This window comes from Thermomonospora umbrina (assembly GCF_003386555.1).
GTDB classification, from domain to species: Bacteria; Actinomycetota; Actinomycetes; order Streptosporangiales; family Streptosporangiaceae; genus Thermomonospora; species Thermomonospora umbrina.
The window spans coordinates 1143930-1167426 of the sequence record NZ_QTTT01000001.1 but is presented as its reverse complement, the minus strand read 5'-3'; the positions used below and the strand labels follow the sequence as shown (position 1 = coordinate 1167426).

The following is a 23497-nucleotide window of genomic DNA, read 5'->3' as shown; positions in this document are numbered from 1 at the left end:
CTCAGGCCCCTCCCAGGTAGGAGGCGATGACCGCCTCGTCGGAACGGATCTCCTCGGGGGTCCCGGTGGCCAGGACGGCGCCGGCCGCCATGACGACGACGGTGTCGGCCAGCGGCATCAGGAAGTGCATGTTGTGGTCGACGACGATGACGGCGACGCCCAGTTCCCCGGCGACACGGCGGACGGCGTCGCCCAGCGCGGCGGCGTCGGCGGTGTCCATGCCGACGGCGGGTTCGTCCAGCAGCAGGACGCGTGGGCCGGTCGCCAGCGCCGACGCGATCATGGCGAGGCGTTGGGCGGCGCCGGTCAGAGCGCCGCAGGGCCGGTCGAGGAGATGGTCGAGGCCGAGCAGGGCGACCGGTGCCTCGTCCGGCCAGGGCGTGCGGCGTCCCCGCCGTTCGCCGCGCGCGAGCCGGAGACCCTCCCGCAGCGTCCACGTCTCGAACAGGCGGGTGGTCTGGAAGGTGCGGGCGATCCCGGCGTGGACGGCGCGGTGGGCTCCGCGCCCGGACGCGACCCGCCCGTCCAGCGTCACCGTCCCCTCGGTGGGCTCGTGCGTGCCCGCGAGCACGCCCAGCAGGGTGGTCTTGCCGGAGCCGTTCGGACCGATGAGCCCGAGGACCGACCCGGCGTCCAGGGTGAACGACACGCCGTCGACGGCCGCGACACCGCCGAACCGCTTGACCACCCGGTCGACGGTCAACAGGGGGGTCATGAGGTGACCTCCTTCATCCGGAGGCGTCTCCACACGGCGGCCAGGCCGCCGAGGACGCCGTTGGGGGCCAGCAGGGTCACGGCGATGAACAGCACGCCCAGCACGATCTGACTCACTCCGGGGCCGAGCTTGATGAGCTGGGTGAAGCCGATGACGATGACGCTCCCGACCAAGGGGGCGAGCAGCCGCCCCGAACCGCCGAGCCCGATCGCCACGAACATCAGGAAGCTCTGCACGAACGTGAACTGTGACGGCGCGATGACCCCGTTGTACTGGGCGAACAGCACCCCGGCCCACGCGCCGAACCCGGAGGAGACCACCATCGCGACGAGCTTGACCCGCGCGGTGGGAACGCCGAGGTGTTGGGCGAGGTCCTCGTCCTCGCGGATCGCCCGCAGCCGGGACCCGAACCGCCCGAGGGACAGCACGTGGAACACGCCCAACCCGACCCCGAGGGAGACCGCCAGCAGCACCACGGTCGCCTCCAGGGAGAACCCCAGGTCGACGGGCCGTCCGTTGGGGCCCCCGGTGAGATCGGTCGCGTTGACGAACACCAGCGTCGTCACGGCGGTGAAGAACATCGTGCCGATGGCGAAGTACTGGCCCCGCGTCCGGCTGAACACCAGCGCGACCACGAGCCCGATGAGCATCGTCCCGGCCACCGCCAGCACGGCGGCGACCGCCATCGGCAGCCCCTTCTCCAGACCGATCGCCGACAGGTATCCGCCCGCGCCGAAGAACGAGGCGTGCGCCAGGCTCGGATAACCGCCCAGGCCCTGGATGAGGTTGAGGCCGGTCAACGCGATCGTCCACACCACGATGAGCAGCGCGACCTGCCCCCGGTCGCCGTGGAGCCCGTTGAGCATCAGGTGGGCGGCGACGCTGAGCGCGACGAGCAGACCCGCCACCGGGGCGTGCCGCAGGATCGACGAGGTGCGCACGTCAGGCCACCCTTCGAGCGTTCGTGGCGCGCAGCCCGCCGGGCCGCGCCACGAGGATGATCACGAGCATGAGGAACCCGAAGGCGCTCTGGTAGGCGGAGCTGACATAGGCCGAGCCGAGGCCCTCCACCACGCCGAGCACCAGTCCGCCCGCCACCGCGCCCCAGACGCTGCCCAGCCCGCCCAGCACCACGACGACGAACGCGCTCAGCAGCACCTCGTCGGCCATGTACGGGGTGACCTGGAACGTCGGGGCGTAGGCGATGGCGGCGATCCCGCCGAGCAGGCCGGCGATGAGGAACGCCAGCGTGTACTGCCGCCGCATCGGGATGCCGAGCATCCCCGCCGCCTCCCGGTCCTGGGCCACCGCCCGCATCGCCCGGCCCAGCGACGTCCGCGACAGGATCAGGTGCAACGCCACCAGCGACAGCCCGGCCATCACGATCAGCGCGGCCTTCACCCCCGACAGCGACACCCCGCCGAACTCCAGCAGAACGGTGTCGTAGGGGGTGTCCAGCGACTTGCCCTCGCCCCCGTACAGCCGCAGCGCCGTGTTCTGCAGGATGAGCATCAACCCGAGCGCGACGGCCGGGGCGGCGGCGGGCTTGTCGATGATCCACCGGTAGGCGAGCACCTCGGTCAGCACCGACACCGCCCCACCGCAGGCGATCCCCGCCAGGGCCGCCAGGACGAACGGGACCCCCGCCCGACTCAACGACCACGTGGCGTACGCGGACAGCACGATCACGCCCGCGTGCGCGAAGTTGGGCACCTCCATGACCCCGTACACCAGGGTCAGGCCGACCGCCACGACGGCGAACAGACAGCCGAGGAACACTCCGTTGGCCAGGACCTGGATCACGCGCACGGGTCCTTCGGGAACGTGGCGTCGACGATCGCACCGTCCTTGGTGTCGAACGTCATGACGCTGCCCAGCGTCCGCTTCCCGGTGCACCAGGTGGTGACCTCGGAGGCGGTGCGGGCGTTGCGGTCGGTGAACAGCACGCCGCCGTCACCGGGCAGCCAGCCGCTGACGGTGCCCGCCGGGACCGGGATCCGCGCGAGCGCCTTCTCGATCTTCTCCGGGTCGGTGGTCGTGCCCGCCTTGGTCATCGCCTCCGCGACGATGAACGGGAAGTCGTACGCCCACATCGTCAGGTCCTGCGGGTACTCCTTCCATCGGGCCTGGTAGGCGTCGGCGAACGCCTTGGCGGGCGGGTTCGCCGAGGTCGTGGGCAGCGTGCCCGCGCAGTCGTGGTTGTCCTTCATGATCGAGTCGAACCGTGCGCCGAGGATCGCCTCGGCCTGGTCGGGATTGACGCCGCTGGAGTGGATGACCGGCCCGGTGTACCCGGACTGCCGGAGCTGCTTGAGCACCGGCAGGATCACGGCGGTGACGCTGGACAGGTAGATCGCGTCGGGCTTGGCGGCCACCGCCGTGTTGATGGCGTTGCTGTAGTCGGTGGACCCGAGCGGGAACTCGCTCTCCGCGGCGATCCTCACGCCCTCCGTCTGCGCCGACCGCCGCACGAGCTGAGTGAGCCCGGCCCCGTACGGCTCGCCCTTGGCGGTGATGACCGAGATGCTGCGCGTGCCCAGCCGGTTCTTGGCGTAGTGCAGGCAGCCGGGCACGTACTTGGGGGAGTCGCCCCGGGTCAGGAACAGATGCGGGCTCAGCCGCAGGATGCTCGGGTACGTGGAGTCCAGGATGTTGATCATCGGGACGGGCTTGCGTTGGAGCTGCGGAACGTAGGTGTCCGAGCCGAGCCCGTAGGCGATCACCGGCATCTTCTTCGCCTGGACCAGCTCCCGCAGCGCGGTCACCCCGGTGGTGGCCGCGTCGGACTTGTCGTCGGCGTAGGTGATCTCCAGCGTGCGCTTCGTGCCCGCCACGGTGAAGCCGGTCCGGTTGAGCGCCTCGACGCCCATCGTCATGGCCTTCTTCTGCGGCGGTCCGAGGGTGGAGTAGATGCCCGACATCGACAGGATCGCGCCGACCTTGACGACGGCCGTGTCGTCCGAGGTCGATCCGGTGCCGCAGGCGGTCAGGGAGACGAGCAGTGCGGAGGCCGCCAGGCCCGCCGCCGTACGTGAACTCATGAGGGAGGCTCCTCCGGGGGTGTGAGGTGCCGCACACTCTAGGTTCGACATAGATCCAGATTCAAGGATTTCGTTCGATAATGTCGAAACAGGTTCATCGACTCTTGGCGACCAGACCCGTGAGCGCGGGTCTCGGCACCGGACCTCGTTCGACATGACCGACCGGCCTCTTCCCGGCCGGCGAGGCTCCTGGCGGCCCCCGCCGACCGGCCCCCGCGGCGGCGAACGCGCTCAGCGTGGCAAGGGGCACAGACGGACGGGCCGCGGTGGGGTATGCAAGAGCAGCGGGCGATTCCTCCCAGTTCTGTGCTGGAGGCCCGAATGGTGATGAACACCTCTGGGGAAGGAGCACGCCATTCCGGAGCCACTCGTCATCCCGGCGGCGATCTTCGACGACACCGCGCACGGGGCGCCCGGGGCCGCGATCGGCCGTTACTTCGCCCAGGCCGCGCGGGGCACCACCCTGGTCCTGCTACGCACCGTGGCGGACGAGGCGCGGTCGGCGGAGGTGAACGAGGCCGCACGCGCGCTGGCCGGGCTGCACGACCACGCCCCGGACGCGGTCGAACGGGTGCTGCGCCAGCCGGCCGTCGGAGCGTGGGCCCGGCACACCGCGGCGCGGCTGCGAAGAGGGGAGCCCGCCCCCGCGACGACGATGGCGCAGGTCACGGCCTCCGCCGCCATCCGGGCCGGGGCCGACTACGACGCGGTCGTCCCGATCCGCGACGGCGCGATGACCCTGCCGGGGATCGGGCGGTGCCGGGTGGACGGCGACCGCTGTCACATCGTGGTGCGCGATGGGCGCGCGGAGCTTCGGGGCAGGACCGGCACCGTGCGGGTCCCCGCCGACGGCGTTCGCGACGCCCCGGGCTGGCGGGGGCTGCGCGAGGTCATCCTCGGCGGTCCGGGCCTTCCGACGTTGCGCCTGACCATCGACGACCTCGACCCGTACCGGTTCCCCGGCGGCGGGCCGCGGCTGCCCGACGGTGAGCTGACCCGCTGGCGGACGCTGTTCCAGGAGGCGTGGCACCTGCTGTGCGCGCACCACGAGGACACCGCCGCCGAGATCCGCGCCGTGCTCACGACGGTCACCCCGTTGGACGGCGGCCCCGGCCGGCCGCAGAGCGGCACCTCGCGGACCGCGTTCGGCGCCACGGCGCTGCGGCTGCCGCCGAACGCGGGCGCGCTGGCGGCGGTGCTCGTGCACGAGATCCAGCACGCCAAGCTCGGCGTGCTGCTCGAACTCGTCGACCTCGTCGACGACGACCCCGGCCGGACCTACTACGCGCCCTGGCGTCCCGACCCCCGACCCCTCGGCGGTCTCCTGCACGGGGCGTACGCGCATCTCGGGCTGGCGGCGTTCTGGCGGCGTCAGCGGCACCACAGCGACGGCGACGAGGCGCACGCGCGTTTCGTACGCTGGCGCGACGCGGCGCTGGCGACCACGGAGACCCTTCAGGAGAGCGGGGCGCTCACACCGGCGGGTGTCCGGTTCGTCGCGGGCATGCGCCGGACGCTGCACGCGTTCCACCGCGACCCGGTGCCCGCCCAGGCCGTACGACGGGCGCACCGCGAGGCCGCCGCGCATCGGAGCCGGTACGGCTGACGATCACGGGGTCACAGCGGGATCGCGTCGAAGCAGTGGCCCTCGTTGCGCCGGCCCTCCTCCAGGCAGCAGACCCACGGGTGGTCGTCGTCCAGCCGGCTCCGCAGCCCCGACAGCGACCGCGTGAGCAGCGGCTCGGCCTCCTCGGTCCGGCCGGCGGCGGCCAGGTCCAGCGACAGGTTGCCGCCGACGGCGAGCGCGGTCGGATGGTCCGCCCCGAGTCGGTCCGTGACCAGGTCGAGCACCTCGCCGCCCAATCGGACCGCCGCCTCGTGCTCCCCGAGCGCGGCGAGATCCCCGGCCAGGATCAGCGCGCTGAGCAGCGTGAAGTGATGCGCGGGCCCCACGCTCGCGGCCAGTCGCGCCCGCGCGGACTCGCTCAACGCGCGTGCCCGTTCGGGCTCGCCGTTCAGCCGCAGCAACAGCGCCAGGTTGCTGCGGGTGCAGTGGACGAAGGGATGGTCCGGGCCGTACGCGCCCTCGAACGCGTCGGCCGCCTGCTCGGCGAGCGGCAGCGCCTCCGGGATGCGGCCCGCCTCGCGCAGCGCGTTGGACAGCGTCAGCCGTGCCGCCTGCGTGTCGGGGTTGTGCTCACCGAGCACGCGGACGAACCGTCGGGTGACGTCCTCGGCGAGGTCGAGGGCCTCGTCGGAGCCGCCCTCCACCAACCGGACCGCGATGGCCAGGTCCTTCGCGGCGCGCAGCGTGGTCGGATGGTCGGGGCCGAGGATGGCGAGGTCGGCGGCGCGCAGGTCCTCGCCCAGCTCCCGGGCCTCCGCGAAGTCGCCGTCCAGCCGGATCACCCGGATCAGGTTGTTCATCGCGATCTGGGGCGAGCGATGACTGGTGCCCAGCACCGTGCGCATGGTGGCGTGCACACGGGTCAACAGCTCCTTGGCCCGGGCGTAGTCGCCGCTCAGGGTGTAGTCGAGGCCCAGGTTGTTCTGCGCGTTGAGGGTGCGCTGGTCATGCGGGCCGAACGCGGCGACGTGCCGTTCGACCGTGCGCTCCGACAGCTCCCGCGCCTCGGTGAACCGGCCCGCCATCCGCACGTCGATGCCGTGGCTGTTGGTGATCCGCAGCACCTCGTCGTGGTCGGCCGGCAGCCGGGCCTCGGCCAGCGTCAACGTCTCGGCATCGTGGGCCAGCGCCTCTCTGAACCGACCGTTGCTCCGCAGCGCGAACCCCAGATGCCGCTTGATCGCGAACAGGTCGTGCGGATGGACGTCCGGGTCGGCCGTCCAGTGGTCGTGGCACTCCTCCGCCAGGGTGAGCGCCGCCTGCGCGTTGTTGGACTGGTACAGGTAGCGGATCACGCTGCGCATGAAGAACCGCACCTCGCGCGCGGTGCACTCGGCCGCCCGCGACGGGCCCACGTGCGGCAGCAGCCGCTGGAAGACCGACCAGCTCGAGGTGTCGTCCGGGTCGGTCGGGCAGGCCGCCGCCAGCAGCAGCTCCACCGAGTGCCGGAACGTGCGGGCCGCCGACTCGCTCACGTTGTCGCGGAGCTGCTTTTGCACCAGCCGGTGAACGCTCAGCGTCCGCTGCTCCCGGTCGATCTGGACCAGCGAGTGCCGGCCGATCGCGCCGACCGCCTTGCTGAACCGCAGCGGGTCGCCCAACAGGTCGCCCAGCGGCGAGTCCAGATGCGCGTGGCCGCCGCTCAGCACGTCACGGGGGATCGGGTCGGGACCGAAGAACGCGCAGAGGTTGAGCAGGTCGACCGCCTCGGGGTGGGACTCGCGGAGCTGACCCACCGACAGCGACCACGTCGCCGCCAAGGGCAGCTCGTAGTCCGACGGCTGCCCCTCCGACAGCAGCAGGCTGGTGCGCTTCTCCAACTGCTGCAGGTACTCGTCGGTCGGCATCCCGGTGACGTTCTGGAACGCGCCCGCCTGCTCCAGCGCGAGCGGCAGGTCGCCCAGCGCGTCGGCGAGCCGGCCGGCCTCGCCGGGCGGAATGCCGGGCACGCGCCGCTCCAGGAACTCCGCGCTCTCGTCCCGGTCGAAGACGTCCACGGTCAGCGTGCGCACCGGGCCGGTCCACTCCACGTTCCGGGAGGTGATGATGACCTCGCCGGGGCCGTCGGGGATGTGGCCCAGCACGTCCTCGGGATCCTGGGCGTTGTCGAAGACCAGCAGCCAGCGGTCGATCGGGTCGCCCCGGCGCAGCGCGTCCAGCACCGCCTCGGCGGCCTCGTTGACGCCGATGACCTCCGCCTCGGTGATGCCCAGCGGACGGGCCAGCCGGGCGAGCGCCGCCGGGATCAGCATCGGCTGGTCGGCGGGGATCCACCAGACCAGGTCGTACTCGCTCTTGTGCCGATGCGCGTACTCGACCGCCAGTTGCGTCTTGCCGACGCCGCCGAGCCCGTGCAGGGCGGTCGGGACGAGCGCGGTGACCTGCGCGCCGGAAAGGGGCCTGAGTTGTTCGAGCAACTCCGAGCGCCCGGTGAAGTTGTTGTTGCGCTGTGGAACGCGACCCCAGATCTTGGGCCGGCGATCCGGGTCCGTCGCGCTCAATTCCGGCTCCTTCCGGCCTCTTCCGATGGGCCTGAGGCTCATCATAGACAGCGGAGGGGCCGCCTCGGAGGTGGCCGGAACCCCGCTGATGGGCGATGATGGAGGCGCACCGCCCACAATGAGGATGCACCGTGATGGCCGAATATCCAGAAGATGTCGAAACCGGGGCTTTCGACCTTTCCGGGGTCACTCTTGGTGAGGTCCTGACTCTGCGGGACGTCGGTTCGCCGGGCGCCCTGGACAAGATCCTCGAGTGGCCGGGGGACATTCCCGATCCTCTTTTCGGAGGATCCAATGGCGTGGCCGGATCCGGACACTGACCATGGAGCGAGGGCGATGGCGGGATGGCGACGGATTCGGTCGAGGGCGCTCTGCGGTCGCGACCGAGCCCCTACCGTGGTGCCGGTGACGCAGCGAGCGCGGATCCCGTGATGAACGATCCCGGCCCGGCCTCGCCGTTCCCCGGCGCCCGGCCCTACCGCGCCGGCGAGGAGTTGCCCTCGCCCCGTCGGGCCGCGCAGGCCAGGGACGTCGCCGTCCTGTGGCGGTCGCGGCGGGTGACGATCGTGCACGGCCCCGCCGGGTCCGGTCGGACCTCGCTGCTGGAGGCCGCCGTCCGGCCCCTGCTCGAAGGCGGCGCCCATCGCGCGCCCCTGCTCGGCGCCGTCCTGCCGGACCGACCGTTCCCGACCGCCGCGCTGCCCGCCCACGAGCCGTTCGAGTTCGCCCTGCTCCGCGGCTGGGCGCCGACCACCTGGCCCACGGCCCTCGGCGGCACCACCGTCCGCGACTGGCTGCGCGACCGCTGCGCCGAGTCCCCCCGGCCCGTCCTGGCCGGGATCGACCAGGCCGACGACCTCTTCCAACGACTCACCGCGGCCCAGCGCGAACGCCTGATGGCCGGGCTGCGCGGGGCCCTCGGCGACAATCCGTCCCTGCGGCTCCTGTTCAGCGTCCGCACCGGCCGGCTCGGGGCGCTGCGCGACGCGGTCGGACCCGCCGACACGACCGAGTACCGGCTCGGCGGCCTCGAGGCCGCCGACGCGCGGGCGGTGCTGGAGCCGCTCACGACCGTCCCGGCGGGCCTCCCCCCGGCCGCCGCCGACGCGGTCGTCGACGACCTGATGACGATCCGGACCACCGACGAGGACGGCCGCGCCGTCACCCGTCGCGCGGAGACCGTCCACACCTGGTCGCTCCAACAGGCGTCCCTGCAGCTCTGGCGCTCGCGGCGAATGCGCGGACGCCTCGCACGATCGGGACGCGACGCCCGCACGGTGGTCGACCAGGCCCTCGGCGCAGCCCTGTGGCGCGTCGTCTCCCGCGTCGCGGAGCTGTTCGACCGGGATCCCGGCTGGCTCGGCCGCGCCCTGGCCGAGGCGCTCGTCGCCCCGTCCGGCGCCGGCCGCGACGCCGACGCGCACGACTCGGGCGTGCCCGAGGAGATCCTGCGGGCCCTCCAGGACCGCCAGGTGCTGGACGGCGACGGCCGCCGCTTCCGCCCCGCCGCCGACCGGCTCGCCGCCCCGCTGGCCCTGCTCGCGACCGGCGTCGACCGGCCCGCCCCCTCCCCGGCGTCACCCTCGGAACAACTGCGGGCGGCGCTCGCCGCCGGACCGGACCGCGCCCTCACCCTCGCCGAGTCCGCCCTCGCCGCCGGCCGCGGCGACAGCGCGACGGAGATGGACGCGCGCATCCTGCTCGGCGACCTGGCCTTCGCGGCGGGCGAACGGGAGACCGCCGAACGGCACTACCGGGCCGCCGCACTGGCCGCCGAGGTCCGCCGGGACGTCCCGATGGTCGGCGCGCTGCTCGCCGCGATCGGCCGCATCCACCGACTCGGCGGCGACCCCGGCGGTGCCCTCGGCCTGCTCAAGTCGGCGTCGGCGCGACTGCCCGGCGACCGCGCCGTCCAGGCCGAACTGGCCCGCGCCTTCGTGGCGTCGGGCCAGCCCCGCGCTGCGGCGGCCCTCCTTGGCGGCCCCCTGGATCAGCGCTGACCGCCCCGGACCGGCCCGTTCGCCGCCGGCCGGTCCGTTGGCGGTCGTTCGCTGCGGTTGAGTCCTCGATCCTCGTTGGTCGGAGTCGGTGGGTTCGGTTGGCCGTTGGTCGCTGTGGGTCGGCTCGTTCGTCGTCGGTCGGCCCCGTGCACCGCCGGCCGTCGCCGCCGGTCGGGCCCGTTCGTCGTGGGGCGGCTCGGGTCAGCGTTGATCGAGGCGGGTGACCCGGCCGGTGGCGGGGTCCGCGTGCCAGCCGGCGGTCAGCCTGGTGGCGTCGTCGGCGATGGCGTCGGTCAGGTCCAGGTCGGAGACGCCGACGACCTGCGTGAGGTCGACGCCCGCCAGGTGCGCACCCGCGAGCGTGGCCCCCGACAGGTTCGTCTCGTCGAGGCGGGCGCCGCTCAGGTTCGCGCCCTGGAGCCGGGCGCGGCTCAGCACCGCCCTGCTCAGGTCGACGTCCCGTAGGTCGGCCCCGCTCAGGTCGGCGCGGGCGAGGCGTCCGCGGGTCAGGGTGACGTTCCGCAGCACGGCGTTCGGCAGCCGCGCGTCGTTGAGGTCGGCCTCGGAGAGGTCCGCGCCGGTGAGGTCGGCTCCCGTGAGGTCCGCGCCGGACAGTGCACAGCGGAGGGCGTGAACGTTCTGGAGTCGAGCGCCCGTCAGCGCACCGCCGTCGAGCCTGGCCCCGTTCAGCGCGGCGTCCGTCAGGGTGGCGTCGGTGAGCCTCGCGCCGCTCGCCGACACCCTCGTCAGGTCCGCGCCGGTGAGGTCGGCCCCGTCGAGCCGGGCCCCGTCCAAGACGCCGTCGGTCAGGTCGGCGGCGGCCAACTCGGCGCGGGTCAACGTCGCCTCCGCCAGCCGGATCCCGCGCAGGTCGGCCCCCGCCAACGCCGCCTCGGTCAACTCCGCCTCGGGGAGCAGGGAGTCGCGCAGCACCAGCCGCCCCCGGTCGTGCTCGAACCTCCGGCGGGCGATCACGCTGAGCGCCGCCCACAGGTCCTGCCGGGACGCCCCTGCGGCGGTGGTCGTCGACGTGCGCCGGACGAAGGCGGTCAGCACCTCCATGACCGTGGGATGGTCGCGCTCGGAGTCGCGGGCGATCCGTTCGAGCGAGTAGATCGCGCCCAGCCGCGCGTCGATCGCCTCTGACCCGAGCAGCTCGATGGCCCGGGCGAACCGGTCGGTGATCTGCGCCGCCTCGTTCTGCTCCAGCGTCCGGTTGGTCGCCTCGGCCTGCCGCCGGGACTGGTCCAGCGCGAGCTGAAAGTTCCGCACCGTGAAGACATAGGCGCCCAGCCCGAGCATGACCGTCGCCAACTGCACCATCCGCCCCCGCGCCGCGTCGCGCGCTTTGGCGGCCTCCTGGATCCGCTGCTTCCCGCTCAGCCCCCGGGCGTCATGGGCCCCCAGGAAGTCCGCCGCCGGCCAGAACAGCAACGCCGCCGTCCCCAACACGACGACCGCCAGAGCGGGCCACCGCAACCACCGCAGTCCGCTCCCTCGCACCCGACGACTCTAGGAACGTTCGATGCCCCACGGGAAGCCCGACGGCCGAAACAGGCCGCCGGCGGGAACCGTTCACCTGGCTCTTCCACCGCGGAGGACATGCACCGGCTGGCGCCCGCCCTGCCTCCCGTCGCCTCCCCAGGAGAACGCATCGCCCGTTCGCAGATTGCGACGGGCGGCCGCGCCGTCCTGCACCACCGACCAGACCCTGTGATGCGTCTTTTGGGAACGAGGCGAGTCTCAAGCGATGGGTGCGGCGGCGGGCGGTCGGAAGGTCTTGGCGGAGGTGCGGGCGACTCCCGGACTTGCCCCCCGTCAGGTGGCGCAAGCAGTTGTTGCCTAAGGAGATCGACGGCTCGCTGGTGACGGGGGCGGTGTTCGCCAACCCGCATCCTCCGCAGGGCGCGGTGGATCGTTTGCCTACGTGTTGGGGGACTGCACCGTGTGCCGGCGGTGCGGGATGCCTCCGCGACGCCGTCGCTACGGCGGGCCGACCGCGCACCGCTGGACGGGCACGCGTGGGAGGCGAGCAGTGAGGACATGCCGGCGTCACTGTCGCTGACCGACCCGGTCGAGGGACATCTGAACGGCAGACCGTCGGCGAAGCAGATGGCGGCCCGGTCGACGGAGGCCGGTGAGGACGCGCGGATTCCGGTGTTCACCCGGCCGACGGCCGTGCACGGCTGTCGCCGGCCTGACCGGAGGCCGCGTTGTGTCCCGCAGCGGGACGAGGCGCGCCGTCCGACGGTGCTCGAGTCCTTCCGGCGAGGACGGCGTCTGCCGGTACTGGATCAAACCCGAGCAGGAGTGCCCAGAGGAAGAGGAACCCGGCCGCCGGGCGGGACCGCCTTCGTTTCGTGGCCCCACTCTGCGGCATCGTTCCGTGGCCGACGATGCTTGACGATGTCAAGTGGCAGGCCTAGGTTGTGACACTGTCAAGTCAGACGTTCCACGAAAGGTCGTCGATGAAGATCCTCAAGCGGGGCGCCTTCCCGGCCGTGGTCGCAGTGGCGGCCCTCGCCGTGCCGACGCACGCCGCGTCCGCGTCGGTCTCGCCTCCCGATCGCTACAGCACGTCCGAGGGCAGCGGCAGTTTCACGGGGGACTCCGGCGTCGGATCATCCACCTGCACCCTGTCGAACCTGACCGCGAAGGCGCATCGCACGGGCCGGACATGGAAGGTGCGGGTCCGAGGGTTCGACGCCTCCTGTGTCGGTGTCATCACGTCGGCGAGACACGACGGGCGGATCCACTTCCAGATCAGGAAGGGCGCGGTGACCGGCACGATCTCCATCGTGATCACCAACGCCCTCGGCGGGGAGTGCCGTTACCGGGGGCCGGTGACCGGGTCGATCGCCAACGGTGCCGGCACGCTGTCGGCGACGGGCACCGTGACCTTGAGAGAAACCCTGAAGGCCCCGTGCGCACCGGATTCGAAGGCGACCCTGAAGATCACCTTCCCGGGGGCCGACTTCACCCGGTGATCCCACCGGCTCGGGCCCGGCGCCGCCGGGAGCGCGGTCCCCGTCGTCCCACCGCGTCAGTCGACTGACGCGGTGGCGAGAGCGTTGTTGAGCGTCTCGGTCACCAGCCGGGCGGCGGCCTCGACGCCGCCGAGGCCGGGAAAGAAGGTGTCCAGGGTGCCGTCGCGCCAGAGCGTCACGGCGCCGTGTACGGTCGACCAGCACGTCAGCGCCAGCGCGGTCTCCGAGTGGTCCCGGCCCCAGCCCATCGCACGAGCGTCGTTGATCTCGTCGAGGAGGATCCCGAACGCGCTCGCGCGCGCCTCGGCGAGATCCGGATCGTCGGCATTGAGCAACTCGGGCCGGTACATCACCACGAACAGCGCGGGGTGCTGCTCGGCGAAGACCATGTAGCCGATGCCGAGCGTGGCGACACGTTCGGCGGGCGTCGCATCGTCGGGAATCCGCCGGCGCGCCGAGCGCATCCGCTTCGCCAGCGTGCGGAAACCCTTCGCGGCCAGTGCCGTGAACAGCCCGCGGCGGTCGCCGAAGTGATGTCCGGGCGCCTGGTGCGAGACGCCGACCCGCCGGGCGATCGCCCGCATGCCGACGGGGCCGATGCCGTGCTCGTCGATCGCCTGCTCGGCGGCGCGCAGGAGCGCCGCGCGCAGATCCGTTTTGGACGTGGTCGATGACGACGGCATAGTGCCTGATTGTCGCGTCGCCGACCGCTGGCAGCAACCACCCCCGTCCGGCTCGGCCACCGGAACCGGCGCACTCGCATCGCCGGTCGCGGTCGCGAGGTACCGGCAGGCGACGGCCGGGTGAGCTTGGGCGAGTGGCCCGGCGAGAGGCGGCGGTGTGCCGGATCTTCTCCGCAGCCGAACGAACGCGACACGCCTCGCATGCCCCGGCGGCACATACGCCCGGCCCCTGGGCCCACGCCGGGGCTGCCGGGAACGGCGATCGGCGCCAAGATCGATCTCGAAGGTTTGGTGCTCGCCGAGAATCGGACCGCCATGAGGGACCGCCCGGTGAGCCGGGCCGAGTGTCGCCCCGCCTGGGAAGGTCGGCCGCGTTCGGAACGCATGGTGGGCGGACGGACTGCTGGTAGGGACCACTCACTACCGTCGTCCTGCCGGTGTGTCCTCGTAGGCCCCGATCACGACGACAGAGGTGGGCTGCCGAACCGCCATCGCCGGCGAGCCACCCGTCATCAGGTTGACCGACCTCCCCGGGTGGTGCACCTAGCCGACCGGCGTCGTCTCCTCGGCCTTCCGGTCATCGGCCCGCTGCCGCCCCCGGCGAGCGACGATCAGCGGTGCGGTGATGATTGCGGCGACGAGAAGGACGGCGGCTGCGGCGGCCAGGGCCGTGGTGTACCCGCGTACGGTCCCCGCGGCGGCCGCGGCCTGCGGGTGCGCGGCCAGATAGGAGGCCGCGGCGCCGGCCGCCAGCGTGTTGAACAGCGCCGTGCCGAGCGCGGCGCCGAGCTGCTGGCCCGCGTTGTACGCCGCTGAGGCCGCCCCGATGTTCTGCCAGTCCATGTCCGCGGTGGCCAGGCCGGCGGTCGGGGGCATGACGAGGCCGAGGCCGAGGCCGGTGAGCAGCAGTGCCGGCACCAGGTACAGGCCGAAGACCTCCGTGCTCTGCGGCGTCAGCCGGGTCAGCAGGAGGATGCCGGCGGCCGCCGCGAGCAGCCCGGGCAGGATCAGCGCCGCCGGGGAGACGCGCCCGTGCAGGCGCCCGGCGATGAGGGTCGAGCCGAGCAGCGTGGCCAGCGCATTGATGATCAACGTCAGACCGGCCTCGACGGGTGAATAGCCGAGGATCGTCTGGGTGTAGTAGCTCATGAAGAGGTAGAAGCCGAACATCGCGACGAACATCAGCGTGATCGCCAGGAAGGCGCCGCCCCGTGCGCGGTGCAGCAGGATCCGCATCGGCAGCAGCGGGCGGGGCGTGCGCAGTTCTACTGCGACGAACGTGGCCAGCAGCAGAGTTCCCGCGGCCAGCAGCGCGAGCACCTTCCCTGAGCCCCAGCCGAGCGAGGCGGCCTCGTTGAAGGCATAGACCACCGCTACGAAACCCGCGGTGCTGAGCAGCGCGCCTGGTACGTCCAGGCCCTTCCCGTCCCGGCTCGGCCGGTCCCGCGCCACGCGGGTGGCGCCGAGGACGGCGAGCAAGGCGAGGGGGACGTTGATGTACAGGCACCAGCGCCAGCCCACGTACTCGGTCAGCAGCCCGCCCGCGATCAACCCGATGGCCGAGCCCGCAGCGCCCACGGCCGCGAACACGCCGAAGGCTCGGCCGCGTTCGCGCGGTTCGGTGAAGGTGATCGTCAGCAGTGAGAGTCCGGCCGGCGCGAGCCCGGCGGCGAACACGCCCTGCAGGGCCCGCGCCGCGAACAGCATCTCGGGGCTTCCGGCGGCGCCGCCCAGCGCGGAGGCGCCCGCGAAGCCGAGCAGCCCGATGATGAACGTACGCCGGTGGCCCAGCGCGCTGCTGACGCGACCGCCGATCAGCAGCAGTCCGCCGAAGGCCAGTGCGTAGGCGGTGATCGCCCACTGCCTGCCGGCATCGGACATGCCGAGCGCCCGCTGCGCGGAGGGCAGCGCGATATTGACGATCGTGCCGTCCAGCACGACCAGGAGTTGGGCCGCGCTCACCGCCGGCAGTGTCCACCGGCGACTTGGACCGTCCTTCGCCATTCCGTACCCCTAACGACGTATGGGAGTCCCTAACAACGTTCGTTGCGTCGAACACGGTACTACACTGGCTCCACCGGTCGGGGTGGCCGGAGCGGACATCGGATGAGGTGCGATGGGCAAGACCGGGGCGGGGAACGACGTGCGGAGCGTGTGGCTGCGGCCCCGACGCGATCGACGGGGCGAGCCGCCGCTGACGCCCTCCCGCATCGTCCGGGCGGCCATCGCCCTGCTGGACGAGGAGGGGATCGACCGGCTCACCATGCGGCGGCTCGCGGAGCGGCTCGACGTCGTCGCGCCCTCCCTGTACTGGCACGTCGACACCAAGGACGACGTGATCGACCTGGCCGTCGACGCGATCTTCGGCGAGGCGCCGCCGAAGGCGTCCGCCGGCCGCGCCGAGGACTGGCGCGAAGACGTCACCGCGGTGCTGGCCTCCTGGCGCGGCGCACTGCTGCGCCACCCCTGGGCCGCCGCCGTGCCGGCCCGACGGCGCCCCACCATCGGCCCCAACTTCCTCGCCGGCATGGAGATCCTCCAGGCGACGCTCACACGCTGCGGCTTCACCGGAGAGGGCCTCTCGGCGGCGACCTGGGTGCTCTACAACCACGTCATGGGCGCCGCCTCATCGCAGGCCGCGCTGACCATCACCGAGGAAGAACGCCGCCTGGGCCAGGAGCACCTGAACGCGTCCGGCGATCGCTACCCGACCCTGGCCGCCAACGGCTACCTCTACGAGGACGATTGGGAGGGCAGCTACCGCACGGGCTTGGCCTACCTCCTCGACGGCCTGGCCGCCCAACGCCGACCGGCCTGAGCCTCGGGCGCCCACCACCCTTCACGAAGGTGGCGACGACGCAGCGGCCGAACGGATCGCGGGCCGGGACGACCACGCCGTTGTGCCGGAGGTGCGCGATCGCGGATTCGACACCCCAGGTCAATGAACCGGGCTGGACGTGGTCTTCGACTGGGCTGGCGAACTCGCCGAGAATCGGGCAGACATGAGGTTCCCCCCGGTGACCCGGATCGGGTGTGTCCCTCCGCGTTCGGGCGCGCGCGGTGGGCATACGGACTGCCGGTGAGGATTGCTCACCACCCTTGGCCTGCCGGTCGCTGTCCTGTCGGTGTCCTCGTCGGCCCGATCACGACAACAGAGCCGGCCCGTGACCCGCGTTCCGCCTTCGCCGTGGCACTCGATCAAGCCGGGCGGCAGGTCCAGGTGAGCTGAGTCACCGCACTCCCTGTGCCGATGACGACGTCGTGCGCTTCCCGGCCATGTGGTCGCGATGCTGCACGAGTTCGGCCGCGTCGGCATCGGTGGCGATGCGCGAGGCCTCCCCGATGTGATCGACGGCATCGTCGATTGCGGCTGGGCAAGCGCCTTCAACCGAGCCCGTAGCGAGGTCGAGCGGGCGTGGGCCGACGAGAGGCTCGACCTACCGGGGCCACGCCGCCCGGCCGGGCTGCTCTCGAGCGATACACCCACGGGTTCGCGGTTCATTCCCGGGACCGCGCACATGCCGCCCGGCGGCCCGCCGAACTCGACCCCGACCTTGCCGCGCGGGCACTCGAGGCGTTCTCGCTGTTCGCGCCGCCAGAGGGCCGCAGCGAGCAGGGTCGTTCAGCCCGGTCGTCCCGGTGCCTGACGCCGCTGACGTCTACACCCGGCCGGCCGCCCACCTGGGGCGTCGACCATTGTCACGTGTTCGTCGCTGTGGGTCGACAACTGGCGGGTCGTTCCTTCTTTGCGGTGTCATGCCGCCAGGACGAACCACGGCAGGAACGCCTCCACCACGCTGCCAAGGTTCCCGATCCGGTTTCGGATCATCGCGTGCAGCAACATGGATAGGCCCAGCAGCAGCGCCGGCGTCGCGAACACCGGGCCCCGCCTCCAAAGTCCCGACGCGGATCGCCCGCCGGATGCCCGCGCGCGCCAGGAACCGGACCTGGGCATCGGGGCCTGAGCCTCAACCACTCGGCGAGTGGCGCTAGCGAGCCATCGAGGGCGAAGTTACCGCCATCCAGCCCGGCGATGCAGGTGGTCGCCGGGGCGGCCTACGAGGCCTTGGCCTCCGCGAAAGTCTTGTGGACGACGCGGATGGAGGCATTGACTCCGGTGGCGATTGGTGCGGATGGGCTCGCCGTGTTCGTGGCGGGCGAGGTTCGCGGCGCGTTCGTCGTCGACCAAGGGGCGCCGACCCTGCCGCGTCTGCGGGCTGCTTCAAGGCCGTTCGTGGCCTTGCGGGGGAGCGGCGGCGGAGGTCCTCGGTTTGGGCGACGATCAGGGAGCGTTCGGTGTGCTCGCCGGCCGCGATGCCTTCCAGCACGTTGACGCCGACGCCGCGTTGGAACAGGTCGTTCGATCAGCCCTCCAGGAGGTTGCGGCCGAGGCGGTCGACCTCCAGGACGGTCGGCATGTCGCCGTCGGGGATGTGGGGGAGCGCTTCCAGCAGCGCGGGCCGGTCGTCGGTGTTCAGCCTGCCGCTGATGCTCTCCTCGAACACCTTGCCACTGCCGCCGCTCCGGCCCGGAGGTACCAGAGCCTTATACCGGCGGCGTGAAAGTGTCTTTCATGTACGGCCACCGTTCGCGTGTTCTCACGGCGGGTGGCATTTCCGGACGTGCTCGCCCTCAACCTCTGACGCGGGCCGAGGGGTGCGGAGTCGCCGCTGAGGGAGATGGGCAGAAGACGGTCTCCACGGCCTTGCTCACGTCAAGCTCCACGGCGCTGGGCTTGACGCTCAGGGTGAACGACATCGCGAGTTGGCGGCGGCCGTCTGCTGAGTAGAAGGTCATGGCGATGGAGCCTGGGGCGGAGCCGCCCGTGATGTAGAAATCGTCGCCGCAGGAGCCGCGGCTTTCACTCGAGGGCTGCGGGTCGTTGGGCAGCCGGTCGGTCAGGACTCGCTGGAGCTCCGGCGGCAGCAGTTTGCCCTGGGTGAACGCCCGGTTGAAGGCGCTCACGTCATGCGTGGTGGAGACCACCCCTCCGGCCCCCGCCCCGGCGAGGCTCGCGTTGAACCGGTCCACGTCGCGCAGCCCGCCGCCGGCGTCGGGGTGGTAGCCGTGGCCGTGCGGCCCCTTGACGCCGTCCGGCGGCTTGACCATGAGGTAGCTCTTGGTCATCCCGAGCGGGTCGAACAGGCGCGTGCGCAGCTCGGTGGCCAGGTCATGGCCGGTCGACCTCTCGATGATCAGGCCGAGGAGGGTGTGGTTGGTGTTGGAGTAGGACCACTTCTCACCCGGTTCGCCGGTCCGGGGCCGACCACGACTCCACCTCACCAGATCCAGCGGCCGGTAGTGGGTCGTGAAGTCGAACACGTCGAACGAGGGGTCTCCCTCGCTCCCGTCCGGGTTGGGCTTGCCGGAGTACCAGTCGGGGATGCCCGAGGTATGCCGGAGCATCTGCCGTACCGTGATCTCGTCGGCCCGCGTCACCAGGTCCTGCTCCACCACCGCCGGCAGCAGGTCGCCGAGCTTGTCATCCACACCCAGCCGCCCCTCCTCGACCAGTTGCAGCACCACGGTGGCCACCATCTGCTTGGTCTGTGACCAGATCCGGAAGCGGGCGTTCGCGGGTATCCTCCCGCCCCGGCCTTCCAGCAACCGGGAGCCCGCGCTGCCCAGCCCGACGGGTCTCCCGTCGACGTAGGCCCCGCCGACGACCCCCACGACCCCGGGAACGCCGGCCAGTTCCTCCATCGCCTTCTGCACGTTCCCGGTCTCCGCCGGGGCTGCGGTGGCAGGCCCGGCGGAGGCCATCATCACCACGGCGACACCGGCGGCCAGACCGGCCCTCCTCAGCGGCGGACGAACGTTCACATATGGCACGACATGCCCCTTTTTGCGATGACCTTCCGAAGCCGGGCACTATGTCCTCGGCATGGTCCGCTGTGGTCCACGTCCTCCATGAAAGGCAGGAGACTGTTGCGGTGACGTATGCGTTTTTCGATACGCCCGCGATACACCGATCCCCGGCATCAAGGAAACGGCGCACGCCGGCAGTGAGATGGTCCCGTCGCTGGTGATCGCGACAGTCTGGCCGCCACTTCAGATCTCGTCGTCTTCGGTGGCGCCGGGGGCGAAATCGGGGCGGGCGAAGTTGTAGGTGCCGTGAACGCCCGGGTGCCGGTTGACGAACGGCGACAGGCGCGCGTCGGTTCCCCGTACCGACTCGGCCACGTGCGCCGTGCGAGAACGCTCAGTGCCAGCTCAGCAGGCTCCGGTCGCACACATCGTAAAGGTGGCGGAAGTTCCAGATGGGAATGCCCCAGTTCCTGCCGTGGTGGTGCGTTCCACAGTGATGCCCTCCCTGCTGGTGGTGTCCGCAGTGGTTGTCGATGCAATAGTGGCCGTGGCCGCAGTGGTCGCCGTGCTTGCCGTTGTCGGCGCAGTGGCCTTCGTGGAAGCCACCGCCGTGGGAGTGCCCGCCGTCGTACGACACCGGGACGGCCGCCGACGCCGTGGCGGTCTGGCCCAGGAGCGCCAGCGTCGCCGTTGCGACGGCCAGGCCCAGCAGTGCAGAGAGCTTGCGCATGTTCGATCCCTTCGTTCACCTCGGTGCATGCTCAGCCGACATCCCCGCCCGGTGTTCGGCGCAAGAGATCACATGATTAAAGGGTTCGTCCGGGATCGTTCGAGCGAGGGCCGAGCCACATCCGGTAACGGCGACCGCGGACGCCCATCGTGTCGAGCGCGAGCGCGATATCAACCGGTGAGGAGTTCGTGCATGGTTGCCGATGAGGTGTCGACGGCCGTGAAGTGGCCGATGTCTCATGCCGGCCGATCGGCGGTGGCGTGCTCGTGGGAGGGCATTCGGTCCGGTGGCGGTGCCGCCACTTGTGGAGGCACTGGGCGGCTGACGCCGTGGTACCGGCAGGTGTTGGAGACGTTCCCGGTGATCTCCTCGGCGAGGCGGAGGACCGCCGGGCGCCGCTGCGCCCGGCGGTCGCGTTGCCGCGGTGGTGAGGAGGAGATCTCCATCGATGACCCAGGTGTCATCAATGTCCGGCAGTTCCTGAGGGAACGGGCAGACCGCCCATGCCGTCGCGTGGTGGTCCGGTGCGGTGTTGGACTCGCAGGCTCCCTCGGACGACGACCCGGGGAGGCCGGCATCTACCGCCCTGTCAGATGATCTTCCCGCGGATCGATACCTCCCGAACCGCGTGCTCGGGTCGGCGGCGGCCATCGCCCCAAGGCCCGGACGCCACCGAGCCCGAGGGCCACGCGGGCACCGCCGGTTGGACGGGGCTGTCAGGCGAAGGGCGGCGGACCACTTCCGACGAGCGGGATGATGTCGGACCAGGCCGCCGAACCACCGAGCGTGACCTGTCCCTCCCGGCCGTCTGGAAGCCTCAGTGTCCGGTCGTGGAGGCCGGTGGCATCGAAGTCGCCGATGGTCGCGGTCCCGGACCACTCCCGCTGCTTGGCGCGCAGATCGACGTGAACCTCGACCTCGGCTCCGTCGCTGCTGATCAGGATGGCGGGTCCCCGGTAGCGGCTCATGTCCGGGTCGTCTCGGGGCCGGCGTGGAGTGTCTTCATGAAGAGGCACCATAGCGCTCAGGTCCGACGTTCTCCGCGTCACCCATTGGTGCCGGGGAGCATGCCGGGGGTGAGGAGATCGATTTCCTCTACGGGCGACCTGTTCGGCCAGGCGCGCCCGTGGCCTCGCCGGGCCCGCCACCATGAACGTGGAGTTCTCGGGCAGGTGCCGAGGGCGTGACGTGAGCGGGAACCTGGATCCGGGCGTCGCCGTCGGCTCTCCACGACGCGGGCGAGGGACTCGACGACGGCGATCGGCTTGGCGATGCCCTCGGCCTCGATGGTCCGAATGGTCTTGATCCGGATGCCGCTGGTCACCTGCTCGGCGGATGGTCAGGGGTGACCCGCCTGCGGATACGAGATCCCGCCGGCAGGGGCACCGGGAAGCGGACCTTGTCGTACCCGTAGTCGAGGTCGTGCGCGAAGCCCTCGAACGACAGCAGTTCGTAGGAGAGGGCCAACGGAAGCCGCCCACGAGGGGCCGGTCCGATCTTCCTCCTCACCCTCGCCGCCGGCCGGTGGGCGCAGCGGCCGAAGTCCCGGCCGGGGCCGGGGAGGTGATGGCCCAGGCCGTTGAGATGGGCGTGTCCGAGGGGGACGGGCGGGCCACGTCCTCGTAGGTCACGCCGATGCCCTCGCTGGAGGTCCGGCCCTGGCCGCGCAGGGTGGCGACGATCGCCGACAGATGCGTCGAGTTCCACAGCTCCACGGCGTCGGCCATCAGGCCGAGCGCGGCGAGCCGGTCCCCGCCCCTCCCGGTGGCCTGGCGGATCCTCCCGCCGCCGCCGTGGCAGATCATGCGGGCGAACCTGTGACGCGATTCCTGCACGTACGGTTGGCGGCCGGGGGCGAGGCGGTGGCCGTTGTCGAACGGATCCAGCACTTGGGGTCGGGAGCGCCCGAGGTGTTGCGGTCACGCGAGGACCTGCTCACAATCCTCTGACCCGAACCCGAACCCGAACCCGAACCCGAACTCGAGGGAGAAACCCATGGAGCTGCATGTCTCAGATGTTGGGGAAGGTCCCGCCGTCCTGCTGCTGCACGGCTGGCCGGACACGCACGAGCTGTGGGCGCCGCAGGTCGCGGCGCTGAACGCGGCCGGGTACCGCACGATCGCTCCGGACCTGCGCGGGTTCGGGCTGTCGCCCAAGCCCGAGGGGGTCGAGCACTATGACGTCGGGTCGCTGTTCGGGGACCTGCTGGGCGTGCTCGACCGGTGCGGGGTGGAGCGGGCGCACGTCGTCGGGCACGACTGGGGCGGGGCGCTGGCGGCCGTCCTGGCCTCGCTCGCGCCGGAACGGGTGTCGTCGGCGACGTTCGTCTCGGTCGGCCATCCGGCCGCGTTCGCGACGGCGGGGTGGGAGCAGCGCGAGAAGTCCTGGTACATGCTGCTGTTCCAGTTCCCCGAGGTGGCCGAGCGGTGGCTCTCCCAGAACGACTTCGCCAACTTCCGGGAATGGAGCCGCCATCCCGACCCCGAGCCGGTGATCGCCCGGCTGCGCGACCCCGCTGCGCTGACGGCCTCGCTCAACGTGTACCGCGCGAACCTGCCGCCGGACTCGTTCCTGAACCCGCCGCCCGAACTCCCGCCGATCCAGGCCCCGGCGATGGGCATATGGTGCACCGGCGACATCGCGCTGACCGAGGCCGCGATGACGGGGACCGAGGACCACGTCGCCGGGTCCTGGCGGTACGAGCGGCTGGAGGACGCCGACCACTGGCCGCAACTGTCGGCGCCCGACCGGCTCGGTGCGCTGCTGCTGGACTTCTTGAACGCACTGCGCTGACCGGTCAGTGGTAGAAGCACAGGAGGTCGCGCCCGGTGGACAGGCACCGCCCGAACCAGCCGACGACCTGGGCGATCGCCTGCGCCTCCGGAGTGTCGCCCAAGACGGTCGGATCGGTGCGTCAAAGGGTCTCCCGATGGGCCGGGATGTCGTTCAGGGCGACATGGCCGGTCGCCGGGAAGTCGGCGGCGGCCGGGAGCGGCACGCCCGGCCCGCTGGTGACCAGGTCGGAGAAGCCGTAGCCGATCCCCGCCTGCTCGGCGGCCCTGGTGACGGAACCGAACCAGTCCCGGCGTGGGCATCCAGTGGTCGTTCCCGAGGTGGCCGCTGGCCATGGCCTTCGGGCAATAGAGGGAGACGTGGGAAAGGCCCGGTCCAGCGTTGCCCGGCGGCGCCCGGTACGGCCTGCTGCAACTGAGATACTCGCCTTCCTGCTGATGGAGCGTCTCGCACGGTCACGGTCGCCGGTGACGAAGCGCACCTACGGCGACATGCTGTCGGTACGCCGGAACTGCGTGCAGGTCTCCGCCGCCGTCGAGGACGCACGGTGGTTGGACCAGGGCGGCACACCTGCCTTCGACGCGTAGAGCCACATCGTGCGACGTTTGCCCC

22 protein-coding genes are annotated in these 23497 nt (G+C 71.7%); 6 read left to right on the top strand and 16 right to left on the bottom strand.

Annotated features, from left to right (window positions below):
• Position 1: 1 nt before the first annotated feature.
• From DFJ69_RS05045 to DFJ69_RS05030, 4 genes are read right to left on the bottom strand one after another with little or no spacing between them, the layout of a single operon-like run.
• The gene (locus tag DFJ69_RS05045) at positions 2–715 is read right to left on the bottom strand and encodes an ABC transporter ATP-binding protein (protein WP_116021389.1); all 714 of its coding nucleotides are present in this window, start codon (positions 713–715) and stop codon (positions 2–4) included.
• Complete coding sequence (locus DFJ69_RS05040) at positions 712–1656, bottom strand: branched-chain amino acid ABC transporter permease (RefSeq protein WP_116021388.1); 945 nt, start codon at positions 1654–1656, stop codon at positions 712–714. The genes DFJ69_RS05045 and DFJ69_RS05040 overlap by 4 nt, the downstream gene beginning before the upstream one ends.
• A 1-nt stretch (position 1657) precedes the next feature.
• Complete coding sequence (locus tag DFJ69_RS05035) at positions 1658–2518, bottom strand: branched-chain amino acid ABC transporter permease (protein ID WP_116026413.1); 861 nt, start codon at positions 2516–2518, stop codon at positions 1658–1660.
• Positions 2515–3756: an ABC transporter substrate-binding protein gene (locus DFJ69_RS05030; RefSeq protein WP_116021387.1), complete on the bottom strand. Its 1242-nt coding sequence runs from the start codon at positions 3754–3756 to the stop codon at positions 2515–2517. The genes DFJ69_RS05035 and DFJ69_RS05030 overlap by 4 nt, the downstream gene beginning before the upstream one ends.
• Positions 3757–4237: 481 nt before the next feature.
• Between DFJ69_RS05030 and DFJ69_RS05025 the strand changes: the two genes are divergently transcribed.
• On the top strand, positions 4238–5362 hold the full coding sequence (locus tag DFJ69_RS05025; protein WP_245974025.1) for an HEXXH motif domain-containing protein: 1125 nt from the start codon (positions 4238–4240) through the stop codon (positions 5360–5362).
• 11 nt (positions 5363–5373) lie between these two features.
• Here the strand turns inward: DFJ69_RS05025 and fxsT are convergent, their stop codons facing one another.
• The gene (fxsT, locus tag DFJ69_RS05020; RefSeq protein ID WP_170177540.1) at positions 5374–7884 is read right to left on the bottom strand and encodes an FxSxx-COOH system tetratricopeptide repeat protein; all 2511 of its coding nucleotides are present in this window, start codon (positions 7882–7884) and stop codon (positions 5374–5376) included.
• Between the two features lie 134 nt (positions 7885–8018).
• Between fxsT and DFJ69_RS33665 the strand changes: the two genes are divergently transcribed.
• Positions 8019–8204: a hypothetical protein gene (locus DFJ69_RS33665; protein ID WP_170177539.1), complete on the top strand. Its 186-nt coding sequence runs from the start codon at positions 8019–8021 to the stop codon at positions 8202–8204.
• A gap of 111 nt (positions 8205–8315) precedes the next feature.
• On the top strand, positions 8316–9884 hold the full coding sequence (locus tag DFJ69_RS05015) for an nSTAND1 domain-containing NTPase (protein ID WP_116021384.1): 1569 nt from the start codon (positions 8316–8318) through the stop codon (positions 9882–9884).
• A 201-nt stretch (positions 9885–10085) separates the two neighbouring features.
• Here the strand turns inward: DFJ69_RS05015 and DFJ69_RS05010 are convergent, their stop codons facing one another.
• Positions 10086–11387 carry a pentapeptide repeat-containing protein gene (locus tag DFJ69_RS05010; protein ID WP_147312205.1) on the bottom strand — a complete coding sequence of 434 codons (1302 nt, stop codon included), beginning with the start codon at positions 11385–11387 and terminating at the stop codon, positions 10086–10088.
• A 965-nt stretch (positions 11388–12352) separates the two neighbouring features.
• On the opposite strand from DFJ69_RS05010, the gene DFJ69_RS05005 reads away from it, so the two are divergent.
• A complete protein-coding gene (locus DFJ69_RS05005) occupies positions 12353–12871 on the top strand; it encodes an autotransporter (RefSeq protein WP_116021382.1) in 519 nt (172 codons plus the stop codon).
• 56 nt (positions 12872–12927) lie between these two features.
• Here DFJ69_RS05005 and DFJ69_RS05000 read toward each other — a convergent pair whose 3' ends face one another.
• On the bottom strand, positions 12928–13614 hold the full coding sequence (locus DFJ69_RS05000; RefSeq protein ID WP_211328513.1) for a TetR/AcrR family transcriptional regulator: 687 nt from the start codon (positions 13612–13614) through the stop codon (positions 12928–12930).
• 483 nt (positions 13615–14097) lie between these two features.
• The gene (locus tag DFJ69_RS04995) at positions 14098–15516 is read right to left on the bottom strand and encodes an MFS transporter (RefSeq protein ID WP_211328512.1); all 1419 of its coding nucleotides are present in this window, start codon (positions 15514–15516) and stop codon (positions 14098–14100) included.
• A 154-nt stretch (positions 15517–15670) separates the two neighbouring features.
• Between DFJ69_RS04995 and DFJ69_RS04990 the strand changes: the two genes are divergently transcribed.
• The gene (locus DFJ69_RS04990; protein ID WP_116021379.1) at positions 15671–16372 is read left to right on the top strand and encodes a TetR/AcrR family transcriptional regulator; all 702 of its coding nucleotides are present in this window, start codon (positions 15671–15673) and stop codon (positions 16370–16372) included.
• A gap of 936 nt (positions 16373–17308) precedes the next feature.
• On the opposite strand, the gene DFJ69_RS36080 is transcribed toward DFJ69_RS04990, so the two are convergent.
• The 8 genes from DFJ69_RS36080 to DFJ69_RS04955 form a co-directional block, all read right to left on the bottom strand.
• Positions 17309–17434: a hypothetical protein gene (locus tag DFJ69_RS36080; RefSeq protein WP_281275816.1), complete on the bottom strand. Its 126-nt coding sequence runs from the start codon at positions 17432–17434 to the stop codon at positions 17309–17311.
• 484 nt (positions 17435–17918) lie between these two features.
• On the bottom strand, positions 17919–18059 hold the full coding sequence (locus DFJ69_RS34100; RefSeq protein ID WP_170177538.1) for a recombinase family protein: 141 nt from the start codon (positions 18057–18059) through the stop codon (positions 17919–17921).
• Between the two features lie 127 nt (positions 18060–18186).
• Positions 18187–19377, bottom strand: a complete 1191-nt coding sequence (locus DFJ69_RS04970; protein ID WP_116021378.1) for a serine hydrolase domain-containing protein — start codon at positions 19375–19377, stop codon at positions 18187–18189.
• Between the two features lie 228 nt (positions 19378–19605).
• Positions 19606–19737: a hypothetical protein gene (locus tag DFJ69_RS36075; protein ID WP_281275815.1), complete on the bottom strand. Its 132-nt coding sequence runs from the start codon at positions 19735–19737 to the stop codon at positions 19606–19608.
• A 19-nt stretch (positions 19738–19756) separates the two neighbouring features.
• Positions 19757–20092 (bottom strand): hypothetical protein, encoded by a 336-nt coding sequence (locus tag DFJ69_RS04965; protein ID WP_116021377.1) that lies wholly within the window; start codon positions 20090–20092, stop codon positions 19757–19759.
• 716 nt (positions 20093–20808) lie between these two features.
• Complete coding sequence (locus DFJ69_RS04960; protein WP_116021376.1) at positions 20809–21060, bottom strand: hypothetical protein; 252 nt, start codon at positions 21058–21060, stop codon at positions 20809–20811.
• A gap of 352 nt (positions 21061–21412) precedes the next feature.
• Complete coding sequence (locus DFJ69_RS34095) at positions 21413–21559, bottom strand: hotdog family protein (RefSeq protein ID WP_170177537.1); 147 nt, start codon at positions 21557–21559, stop codon at positions 21413–21415.
• A gap of 38 nt (positions 21560–21597) precedes the next feature.
• Positions 21598–21981: a Tn3 family transposase gene (locus DFJ69_RS04955; RefSeq protein WP_116021375.1), complete on the bottom strand. Its 384-nt coding sequence runs from the start codon at positions 21979–21981 to the stop codon at positions 21598–21600.
• 106 nt (positions 21982–22087) lie between these two features.
• Here DFJ69_RS04955 and DFJ69_RS04950 point away from each other — a divergent pair, with 106 nt between their 5' ends.
• Positions 22088–22885, top strand: coding sequence for an alpha/beta fold hydrolase (locus DFJ69_RS04950; protein WP_116021374.1), 798 nt, complete (start codon positions 22088–22090; stop codon positions 22883–22885).
• The last annotated feature ends 612 nt before the right edge of the window (positions 22886–23497 follow it).

What these genes read in the sequence shown, in the direction of transcription:
- DFJ69_RS05045 (WP_116021389.1), bottom strand. Translation starts at nt 715, where the DNA reads ATGACCCCCCTGTTGACCGTCGACCGGGTGGTCAAGCGGTTCGGCGGT.
- DFJ69_RS05030 (WP_116021387.1), bottom strand. Translation starts at nt 3,756, where the DNA reads ATGAGTTCACGTACGGCGGCGGGCCTGGCGGCCTCCGCACTGCTCGTC.
- DFJ69_RS33665 (WP_170177539.1), top strand. Translation starts at nt 8,019, where the DNA reads ATGGCCGAATATCCAGAAGATGTCGAAACCGGGGCTTTCGACCTTTCC.
- DFJ69_RS05015 (WP_116021384.1), top strand. Translation starts at nt 8,316, where the DNA reads ATGAACGATCCCGGCCCGGCCTCGCCGTTCCCCGGCGCCCGGCCCTAC.
- DFJ69_RS05005 (WP_116021382.1), top strand. Translation starts at nt 12,353, where the DNA reads ATGAAGATCCTCAAGCGGGGCGCCTTCCCGGCCGTGGTCGCAGTGGCG.
- DFJ69_RS04990 (WP_116021379.1), top strand. Translation starts at nt 15,671, where the DNA reads ATGGGCAAGACCGGGGCGGGGAACGACGTGCGGAGCGTGTGGCTGCGG.
- DFJ69_RS04965 (WP_116021377.1), bottom strand. Translation starts at nt 20,092, where the DNA reads ATGCGCAAGCTCTCTGCACTGCTGGGCCTGGCCGTCGCAACGGCGACG.
- DFJ69_RS04960 (WP_116021376.1), bottom strand. Translation starts at nt 21,060, where the DNA reads ATGAGCCGCTACCGGGGACCCGCCATCCTGATCAGCAGCGACGGAGCC.
- DFJ69_RS04950 (WP_116021374.1), top strand. Translation starts at nt 22,088, where the DNA reads ATGGAGCTGCATGTCTCAGATGTTGGGGAAGGTCCCGCCGTCCTGCTG.